Genomic DNA, 1,030 nt, shown 5'->3' on the forward strand with positions numbered 1-1,030 from the left:
GGCATCTGCAATCAGGCAGCGGCTAATCGACGCCATTAGGCCCGTGCGCGCGTTACTAGGGCGTGTTCACACTAATTGGATTTAGTTGTATCCTTCGGTGATGGAGATCACCGAAGCCCAATATCGACAGATTGAGCACTGCTTGCCGCGTCAGCGTGGCAACGTAAGCATGTCGAACCTGCAAATTTTGAATGCGATCCTTTATGTTGCTGAGCACGGTTGCAAATGGCGCGGTTTGCCAAAGCGCTTCGGCCGGTGGCACACGGTCTACACGCGGATGAACCGATGGTCCAAGAGCGGCGTACTGGATCGCGTGTTCACGGAATTGCAGCGTGCGCAGATCGTTCGCATCAGGATCGAGGCGGTCTCGCTGGATAGCACGGCGGTAAAAGTTCATCCTGACGGTACTGGTGCATTAAAAAAAACGGACCCCAAGTCATTGGAAAATCCCGAGGCGGATGGACCACAAAGATTCATATGGTTGCCGCGGATGCTCGAACGGCCATAACGTTCGCGCTGTCACCCGGCCAGGCCGGTGATGCACCGCAGGGGCGTGCCCTGCTACAAAGCCTTGGGCCACCCGATCGGCCACTGCACCTGCTAATGGACAAGGCATATGAGGGCGATGAGACGCGACAACTCGCACTCGACCTGGGTTTCATTCCCGTGGTTCCGCCCAAAAGCAATCGCCTTGAACCATGGGAATATGATCGCGAGATGTACAAGCGCAGAAACGAAGTGGAGCGCCTGTTCCGCCGTCTCAAAGGCTTTCGTCGCATCTTTTCCCGATTCGACAAACTGGACGTAATGTTCATCGCCTTCATCAATTTTGCGCTCATCGTTGACGGGCTCAAATAGTGTGAACACGCCCTAGTGGCGGTCGCGAAGCTTCCCTGGCAAGCCATCGGAGAACACCCCGCAATCGACGCTTTGGGCAAGCTGCGCGACCTGTATGCGAGGGGCGATCGACGATTACCCGATGATGTGACCGCTCCTCGCCTAGGACAAGCCTGGGTCGAGGCCATCAGCG

Annotated in this window: 1 protein-coding gene; it reads left to right on the plus strand. The window is 56.4% G+C overall.

Translation table 11 applies throughout. The features are described 5' to 3' along the window. The first annotated feature begins 100 nt into the window (after positions 1–100). A protein-coding gene (locus tag IPF36_RS34140) for an IS5 family transposase (RefSeq protein ID WP_195432347.1) occupies positions 101–858 on the plus strand; the annotation gives its coding sequence in 2 pieces (ribosomal slippage) (positions 101–416 and positions 416–858; 759 coding nt in all). The last annotated feature ends 172 nt before the right edge of the window (positions 859–1,030 follow it).

It is taken from the genome of Cupriavidus sp. IK-TO18 (assembly GCF_015549295.1).
GTDB classification, from domain to species: Bacteria; Pseudomonadota; Gammaproteobacteria; order Burkholderiales; family Burkholderiaceae; genus Cupriavidus; species Cupriavidus oxalaticus_A.